This is a genomic window from Prevotella sp. AM42-24 (assembly GCF_003461825.1).
Lineage (GTDB): Bacteria > Bacteroidota > Bacteroidia > Bacteroidales > Bacteroidaceae > Prevotella > Prevotella hominis.
Window position 1 is genome coordinate 20,244 of record NZ_QTXV01000014.1, and the last position, 7,303, is coordinate 27,546.

8 protein-coding genes are annotated in these 7,303 nt (G+C 42.6%); 3 read left to right on the top strand and 5 right to left on the bottom strand.

Annotated elements, in window-relative coordinates; all coding sequences use genetic code 11:
* Window positions 1-8 precede the first annotated feature (8 nt).
* Genes DW917_RS06440 through DW917_RS17520 form a run of 3 tightly spaced genes read right to left on the bottom strand, consistent with a single transcriptional unit; the run spans window position 9 to window position 2,180 of the window.
* Window positions 9-1,037: an agmatine deiminase family protein gene (locus DW917_RS06440; protein ID WP_118117204.1), complete on the bottom strand. Its 1,029-nt coding sequence runs from the start codon at window positions 1,035-1,037 to the stop codon at window positions 9-11.
* Complete coding sequence (locus DW917_RS06445; RefSeq protein ID WP_118117205.1) at window positions 1,034-1,726, bottom strand: hypothetical protein; 693 nt, start codon at window positions 1,724-1,726, stop codon at window positions 1,034-1,036. The genes DW917_RS06440 and DW917_RS06445 overlap by 4 nt, the downstream gene beginning before the upstream one ends.
* Before the next feature lie 55 nt (window positions 1,727-1,781).
* Window positions 1,782-2,180 (bottom strand): hypothetical protein, encoded by a 399-nt coding sequence (locus DW917_RS17520; RefSeq protein WP_194253553.1) that lies wholly within the window; start codon window positions 2,178-2,180, stop codon window positions 1,782-1,784.
* A gap of 1,004 nt (window positions 2,181-3,184) precedes the next feature.
* Here DW917_RS17520 and DW917_RS06455 point away from each other — a divergent pair.
* The 3 genes from DW917_RS06455 to DW917_RS06465 all read left to right on the top strand — a co-directional run bounded on the left by DW917_RS06455 (window position 3,185) and on the right by DW917_RS06465 (window position 4,737).
* Window positions 3,185-3,724, top strand: a complete 540-nt coding sequence (locus DW917_RS06455; protein WP_118117207.1) for an RNA polymerase sigma factor — start codon at window positions 3,185-3,187, stop codon at window positions 3,722-3,724.
* A gap of 48 nt (window positions 3,725-3,772) precedes the next feature.
* Window positions 3,773-4,162 carry a hypothetical protein gene (locus DW917_RS06460; RefSeq protein ID WP_147344127.1) on the top strand — a complete coding sequence of 130 codons (390 nt, stop codon included), beginning with the start codon at window positions 3,773-3,775 and terminating at the stop codon, window positions 4,160-4,162.
* Window positions 4,163-4,263: 101 nt separating this feature from the next.
* On the top strand, window positions 4,264-4,737 hold the full coding sequence (locus DW917_RS06465) for a hypothetical protein (RefSeq protein WP_199545497.1): 474 nt from the start codon (window positions 4,264-4,266) through the stop codon (window positions 4,735-4,737).
* A 62-nt stretch (window positions 4,738-4,799) separates the two neighbouring features.
* Here DW917_RS06465 and DW917_RS06470 read toward each other — a convergent pair whose 3' ends face one another.
* Window positions 4,800-6,038, bottom strand: a complete 1,239-nt coding sequence (locus tag DW917_RS06470) for a DUF3810 domain-containing protein (protein WP_233524651.1) — start codon at window positions 6,036-6,038, stop codon at window positions 4,800-4,802.
* Between the two features lie 367 nt (window positions 6,039-6,405).
* Window positions 6,406-7,116 carry a M15 family metallopeptidase gene (locus tag DW917_RS06475; protein ID WP_118117209.1) on the bottom strand — a complete coding sequence of 237 codons (711 nt, stop codon included), beginning with the start codon at window positions 7,114-7,116 and terminating at the stop codon, window positions 6,406-6,408.
* Window positions 7,117-7,303 lie beyond the last annotated feature (187 nt).

Here is a 7,303-nt window from a genome sequence, read left to right on the forward strand (position 1 = left end):
GTAGTCATTTAATCCGTCATGTAATACCATCCGAGTCCTGGGTATTTATCACCAAATTTGCCAATGTTTATATCACCCATGAAATACATTTCACTTTCCGTAAAACCACTAAAAGTACCATTTTTTATAGCCTCTTCTTCGTTTTCAAAACGATTCATTAGCTCGTCAAATCTTTTTCTGTCCTCTTCAGTAAATCCTCTTATTTCATCCGATTCTTCCACATTCCAAGTTATGCAATTCAAAGCACCTCCTTGCTTGATTATTTCTTCGCAATTAAATTGGTGGATGTCACAGGATGGATAATAGCCTTGTATCTGCTTGAGGGCTTGGTCATCTTCTTCGATGTTGATTGCAGGTAAGATGATAGTATTTCCAACTTGCAAAAAATTGATATAAGCCCAATTACGCTTGTCTGGCTTTTTTACATCATAATGCAACATCTCTACATGAACATGTTTGCTCAGTCTTCTTTCTACTTCTGTAGCAAAGTCTTTGTCGTAATCCACGTAATTTGTCAGGAGAACATTTTCAGAATCAATGGGTCTGACAATTCCATCCGCATGTCCGTATTTCTCGCACTTATCCCAAGGAATCATAATGACCTTGCATTGGAATAGGTTCTCGAGTTCCGTATGTATCTCTGATGGATTGTAGTTCGGATTCTCGTGGTATACTTTTTCTGTCATGATGACGAAATCGGCTCCCTTTACTACATTGCCGCCATCTATAACTAAGTCCGTCTTCTTGCTTGGAAAAAGATACATCGACTTACACGCTTTGTCAGGATTTGTAATGTATTTTTTATCTGACTCTCTTTTGGTAAGATAGTCAGGGTAATAGCGATATTGCACGAATTCATCTGTTTCTATCTGGATAGGCATATAGTCGCGGCACCAAATGTCGGCAGTGTTTCCGATAAATCTCCACTTAATATCATTCTCGTTCAAGCAAGCTGTGAACTTGTCGAAGAATTTGGGATAGCTTTTCTTCAACCATGTGGAAAGAAAAACAACATATGTTCTGTCATCTGTAATCATATTGTAAATCTATAGTTTGCTGTTAAGTACTTATTAAATTCTATAACTAATTCATCTTGTGTGCTACCAGAATCGTTGTCGCAATAATTGTTGGCTAAAATTGAGGCAACTTTATCTTTTGTCGTTTTTGAGGCAGACTTTAAGTTTACCCGATGGCTGCTTTTGATATGAGATGTGTCATTGTGTTTTTCCAAAATTATTCTTGGAAAGTCGTCGGGATTGCCAAATGCATCAAACTTGTCGAAGAGTTCTTCGCAAACTTTCATAGGTCCGTTTAGTTTGTACTTCTCTTCTTGATGGTCTGAAAAACAGTCTATATGCTTTATGCCACGGATAAGTATGCCACCAAAAGCGGAATCACTTGTCAAACACGGCATCAGTTTACCAGTTGAAGCCTTTTCTCTCATGGGCACATTGCTTTCAAAAGAAAGGTCTACACCGCTTGAGTGAAAGAACCATTCTCCTGCTTTGCTATTGCGTGGATAGGTTATAATATCTTGATGGGTAGGGCAATAGAAGTAAAATTCGATGTCTGTTAGTCTGTACTTCTTATTGCCTTTCAGAATAGCTACATCGTGAAGAAGAATACTTGCCAAATGTTGAAACTTCTTTTCGATACAGTTGCCATCTAATAGCCATTTTTGCTGTAACAGATTTCTTAAATCATTTATGCTATTTGTTTCTTTCATGCTTATTATTTAATTTGAAGTTTGTCTGAAAACTTTTTTATTGTTAATAGTACGGCTATTCTATCACCTCCCAGAAACTCTCCGGAAGGCTGATGTTCTTCATCCTTTTTGCACTCTCAAACAATGGGGCGATGTCTTCGGCTTCGAAGCCGGCGATGCCGCAACCTATTGGGGTTACCAGGAAATGTAGCTCTTGATGATGCTTGGCATAGGCGATGAATTCCTCCACGTATGGACGGATGGTTTCCACGCCGCCCTGCATCGTAGGGATGGCATAACTCTGGCCCTGCAAGCCTACACCCTTGCCCATGACGGCACCGAAATGTAATCGGGCTATGCGGGCAGCACCACCGCCATGCATGCCAGCCAGATTGCTGCCAAAAACAAATATCTCGTTCTCTTTCAAAGAATCAATCCAGCGAGGAGTGATTCTTCCCTTCTTCATATCTTCCATATTCTTCTTATTATTAAATATGTTATTGCTAATATCAGCCGATTCCTCGCAGCACATTCTCGAAGTCATCATGCTCGGCATCGACATCTTAGGAGCACTTGAAACGGATGCGTCTTCGTCGCCGAACGACAGATAGCTTCCGTATTCCGATGCATCGAAGTATCTCTTGAAATAAGGAATCACCACATCATGCATCATCTTCTGGCATCGCTGGGTGACGGCGGAGGCGGTCATGCCCAACTGCATGGCTACGTCCTTGCCCTTGAATCCCTCGATATAGAGCATCTTCAGGATGATGCTGTTCTTGCTGTCCCTGCCATAATAAAGATTGCCGATCTCTTCTATCGTTTGATAAAGTTCATGCTCAAACTGGTTGTCGCTTATATCAAACTTCATCTTCCGGCTCTCCTGTCTGGTCTCGAAACTCTCAAATCGATGTTCCTTCTTCACTTCCTTCAATTTATCCAGCAAGAGGAATCGGAAACCATTCACCATCCAGGTTTTGAGCGACATGCTTGGCTTCCTGTCCTCCAAAGGCTTGAAGTCATGCTCGCAGAGATAGAGATAGTATTCGTGAGCTAATGAATAAAAGTCCATGCCCGGTTTTGATTGCAGGTCGTAACGCTTGTCGTAGATGCAATAAGCCACCCGGCAGTATCCGTAGTAATACTCCCTTACTATTCTGGCATTGGCATCCTTGAAGCCCTGCAGAATCTCATCATCCGACAAGCTTTCCAATGTCTTCTTCTTTGAAAAATCAGTGTCTGAAAAAATCTTTTCTTTCTTCATATCGATATATCTTTTGGATATCCGCAATTCGATTGCAAATATATACTTTTTCTCTGAGAAACCGGAGGAATAGCTCCTTTTTTCTCTTCTATATTCTATTAAAAGAAGAAAATGATGCAAAAATTAAGCGGGTATCGAAAAAAAAGTATCCCGCCTTTTTACTTTTCCCATGTAGAATGGTCATATAATCGTAACGTTCATGAAAATAAACGAATATGAGTATAAATGACAATGGCATTGTGGAAGCGCTGAAGGAAAATCCACAGAACGGATTTCGGATGCTGATGGCGAAATATCAGGAAAGCGTATATTGGCATATTCGCCGACTGGTGGTTTCGCACGATGATGCACAGGATGCCTCGCAGGAAACCTTCGTGAGAATCTATCGCTCGTTCGGCAACTATCGGGGCGATTGCTCTCTGAGAAGCTGGATTTATCGCATAGCCACGAATGAGGCTCTTAGGATTATCAGCAAACGGAGACAGGAAGTTGTTTCCATAGAATCGGAAGCCACAGGTGTCAACCTGATTCAAGGCGATAATTATATCGACTTTGATGATAAGGTGGCGGTGAAACTGCAGAAGGCTATTCTTTTGCTTCCGCCCAAGCAGCAGTTGGCATTCAACCTTCGATATTACGAAGAACTCGGGTTTGATGAGATTGCCAAGATTGCGGATTCCACGCCAACAAGTATCAAGGCAAGTTATCATGTTGCCAAAGAGAAAATTATTAAATACATGAATTCGAACGATTAAGTGAGAGTTCTGGCAGTTATTAATTGGATATTTAAAATGGAAAAGAAAATGGATGCAAAGTTTAATTTCAATAAAACAGAGAAATTTGATTTCGATAAGGTGGGTAAGCGAATGCCTTACTCTACTCCCGAAGGTTTCTTCAAGGAAATGGAAGCTAACATTCTGGAGGCGGTGAAGAATGATACTCCTAAACCGAACAAGATAGAACGGAAGAAGCGGCCTCTGATGAGGGTGATGTGGACGGCTGTATTGGCAGTGGCAGCATCTGTGGCTGTACTCCTGGTACTCCATATCGACTTCTCTGCGCCTCATCCTTCTCATCCATCTCAGACAGAACAAGAACTCCAGGCGGTGGATCAGGCTTTTGCCCAGCTGTCAGCTGCCGATCAGGCATATCTTTTAGATGTTTACCAGGAGGATGTTTTTCTGAATAATTAAATATGTCTCTCAAATAATATCAGGATTCTCTTTCATTCAATGGATAGATGTTTCCTGTTTTCTAAAAAAAACAGATTCAATATAATTTAAAAAGATTAAGTATGAAAAGAATTGTAAGTATTTTGATGATGATGGTCGCTATTATGACTATTACAGCCGGTGCTTTTGCACAGACTCCTAATCAGAAACAGCGCATTTCGCGCGAACAGTTGGCTGAAAAGCAAGCGCAGCATATTGCGCACGACTTGGCTTTCGATGAGAAGACCACAGCTCGTTTTATCGAAACCTATACTGCGTGTCAGAAGGAAATCTGGGCGCTGGGTCCTCGTATTCGCCGCAATCAGAAAGGTTCTGAGGCACAGAGTGAACAGAATATAAAGCGTCGTTTTGAGATGAGCGAGAAGATTCTCGACATCCGTCAGAAGTATTACAAGAAGTATTCTCAGTTCCTGACCCAACAGCAGATACAGAGGGTCTATGAGATTGAGAAAAATATGATGAGGCGCTTTGCTCAGCATGCCAAGGGTGCCAAGAGACAGCCGGGTAAGCGTATTCCTCGTGCTCAAAAACAGTAAAGAAAGGTTGTTAATACAAAAGTAGTTCAAGTAAATAAGCTGGTACTCGAGAGAGTGTCAGCCTATTTCGCATGGCGGCTTTCCCATGCCAGTATCAGTCCTACGACTCCCGAGTAACTCTTTCTTCCTTCCGCCACATGATTGCCCCGCAGGTAAAGATCGAAGATGAAATCCTGGGCTGCATCGAGTGCCTTGCATCGCTTGCTGATCCAATACTGGCGGTCGCTTCTTGCCAACTGGATAATCCCCGGGCTGATGTATTTCAGGAATTTCTCTCCTTCTTTCTCGCCTAAAATATCGAAGACATTGCGCAGGACGTGGAAGAAGATGTGGTAATAACCGCTGAACTTCACTGCTTTGTCGGATGAGGCTGTGCATACGATGTAACTGTAGAAGTTTGCCTCACCCTCGTTGCCAATACCGAGTAAGTGGGCAAACTCGTGGGCATAGATGGCAGGATAGTCGTGCGGACGGATGTCGCCATTGAGGGTGAACTCGCAGAAGAATGGCCCCATGCTGCCCGTTACGCCCGACATCGAACTCAGTGGAGTGAAGAGCATAGTCTTGGCATGAGGATGCTGGTTGAAGGGAGTATTGATTCCTTCCTTGGCTCCGATTTCGTTGTAACCTTTCAGAACTGCATCCCGCACCCGATTCTTCAATCCTTCATCCACCATACCATTGAATTGACTTTCCCTTTGGTCGTCGAACGCTGTTTCTTCACTCTTCACTCTTCGTTCTTCACTTAAATAGTTGATGCTGTCAGCATATCTGTAGGCGAACTCCCGAAATTTGGCTTCAGATACTTCCACAGGCTTCATGCCCGTTCTGCAGTAGATATTCGGCTGCGAGTAGTTCAGTCCCCAGGCTATATAAAACCAGGCATATACCCACAGCAGATATTCGGCTACTCTTCCGAAAACTACCTTCTTCTTGGGATAGCAGCCTCTCTTTGCTGCAAGAAAAAAGAACCGCTTGGCCAGTTGTTTCCTCCATTTTATTTCGTAGATGGGATAGAAAATGACCCAGACTATGCTGAGAGCGATGAAAATATCGCCAACGGCAAAGGGGAAAAGTCCGGAGATGGGAGAGAGAAGAGAGCCGATTATCGGATAGATACGGGTGGTGTAGATGAATCCCCATAAAGGAATCAACTTCGTAAGGGTGATGAGGCTGAGCAATACCAGCAATACCCAGTGGCGCCACTTCAGTCGGCTGATATGTAGTGAGTTGAGTCGTATCATGTAGCTGATTTTTGTTTTTTTCTGCAAAGTTACAAAAGTATTCGGAATCCTTGACATAACTTGCTTGTTTTTTTCGTAAATTTGCAAACGTAGAACAGATTATTAACTTAAAGAAATGGGAGGGCCGATTATGAAACGAACATTAGAAGCATTCGAGGCCAACAACCTTGAGTTTGAGAACGTCTATAATGAGGACGATGAGCGCAGAGAATATAATTCAATATGGTACACCTAAGCAGGTCCCTGCTTACTTGTAAGAAAGTATTGGATTATCAATGATAGGATAATAGATTTGAAAGAAAGACTATGTTGAAGTTGAGACTTGCACCAACTGATACATAGTCTTTTTCTTTTTCCTATTTTCCCCCTTCTGCTTTTTCATTTGTTGAGGCTTCTTTCTTCCGCTTCCTCTTTCCCCATTTCTTTATTTCTCAAAGTGCTGGTAATCCTTGCTGTATTTCCAGTCGCCACCCCATCTGAATCCTTTTTGCTTGAAGAGGCGGTAGCAGAGGTCGCCTTTCCGAATCATGTACACATGTTTCTTGCTGCGGTCGAGATAGGGACGGGCTGTAGCAGGTTCTACCACTTCCTTGCCGTTTTTGAGTCGTTTGTGGTAAGGATTGTAGAGCGTGTTGATATCAATAGCAAGTCCCCTGCCGTGCTTTGAAACGGTGTGGGTATGTGAGATGAATCGGAAATTGAAACTGGAGGAGTTGTTATCCCGCATCGCCCGTTCGTCATCAGCATCCCAATAGTCGATGAGCCGCATCCGTTCTATCGGATATTTGGCATCATAGAGTTTGCGGAGGATGTCAAGCACGTCGGCTGCTATCGTTCTGTTTACCACCATCTCTCCCACGATGTTTCTGCCGTCCTTATCCACATGGAGGCATCTCAAATATCGCAGTTCACTTCTTGCCACGCTACAATTCTTCTTGTATGTCTTTCCCTGCATCAACTGGAATATTTTGTCAGGTATAGGAGAAACAGAGAAGAAATGCGCCTCGCTCAGTTTCCTAATGGTTGCCGCAGAAACGGTTTCCCCCGGATTTTGAGCCTTCAGTGAGAGGCAGGATAACAGGAGGAGTAGAAGACATATTTCAGCCGATAAAATGTTCTTTTTCGTTTTCTTCATTCTGAGTTCGTTTTGAAAGTTAATATTTCCAATCCTTCGATTGATGGCGCAAAGTTACACATATTTTCCGAGTTACTTATCCCTTTTGATGCTTTTCTATCCCTTTTGATGCTTTTCTATGCTTTTCTATCCCTTTTGATGCTTTTCTATCCCTTTTGATGCTTTTCTCCCAAAGAAGTGTGTTTGG

What these genes read in the sequence shown, in the direction of transcription:
- DW917_RS06460 (WP_147344127.1), top strand. Translation starts at nt 3,773, where the DNA reads ATGGATGCAAAGTTTAATTTCAATAAAACAGAGAAATTTGATTTCGAT.
- DW917_RS06455 (WP_118117207.1), top strand. Translation starts at nt 3,185, where the DNA reads ATGAGTATAAATGACAATGGCATTGTGGAAGCGCTGAAGGAAAATCCA.
- DW917_RS17520 (WP_194253553.1), bottom strand. Translation starts at nt 2,180, where the DNA reads ATGGAAGATATGAAGAAGGGAAGAATCACTCCTCGCTGGATTGATTCT.
- DW917_RS06470 (WP_233524651.1), bottom strand. Translation starts at nt 6,038, where the DNA reads ATGTCAAGGATTCCGAATACTTTTGTAACTTTGCAGAAAAAAACAAAA.
- DW917_RS06440 (WP_118117204.1), bottom strand. Translation starts at nt 1,037, where the DNA reads ATGATTACAGATGACAGAACATATGTTGTTTTTCTTTCCACATGGTTG.
- DW917_RS06475 (WP_118117209.1), bottom strand. Translation starts at nt 7,116, where the DNA reads ATGAAGAAAACGAAAAAGAACATTTTATCGGCTGAAATATGTCTTCTA.
- DW917_RS06445 (WP_118117205.1), bottom strand. Translation starts at nt 1,726, where the DNA reads ATGAAAGAAACAAATAGCATAAATGATTTAAGAAATCTGTTACAGCAA.
- DW917_RS06465 (WP_199545497.1), top strand. Translation starts at nt 4,264, where the DNA reads ATGAAAAGAATTGTAAGTATTTTGATGATGATGGTCGCTATTATGACT.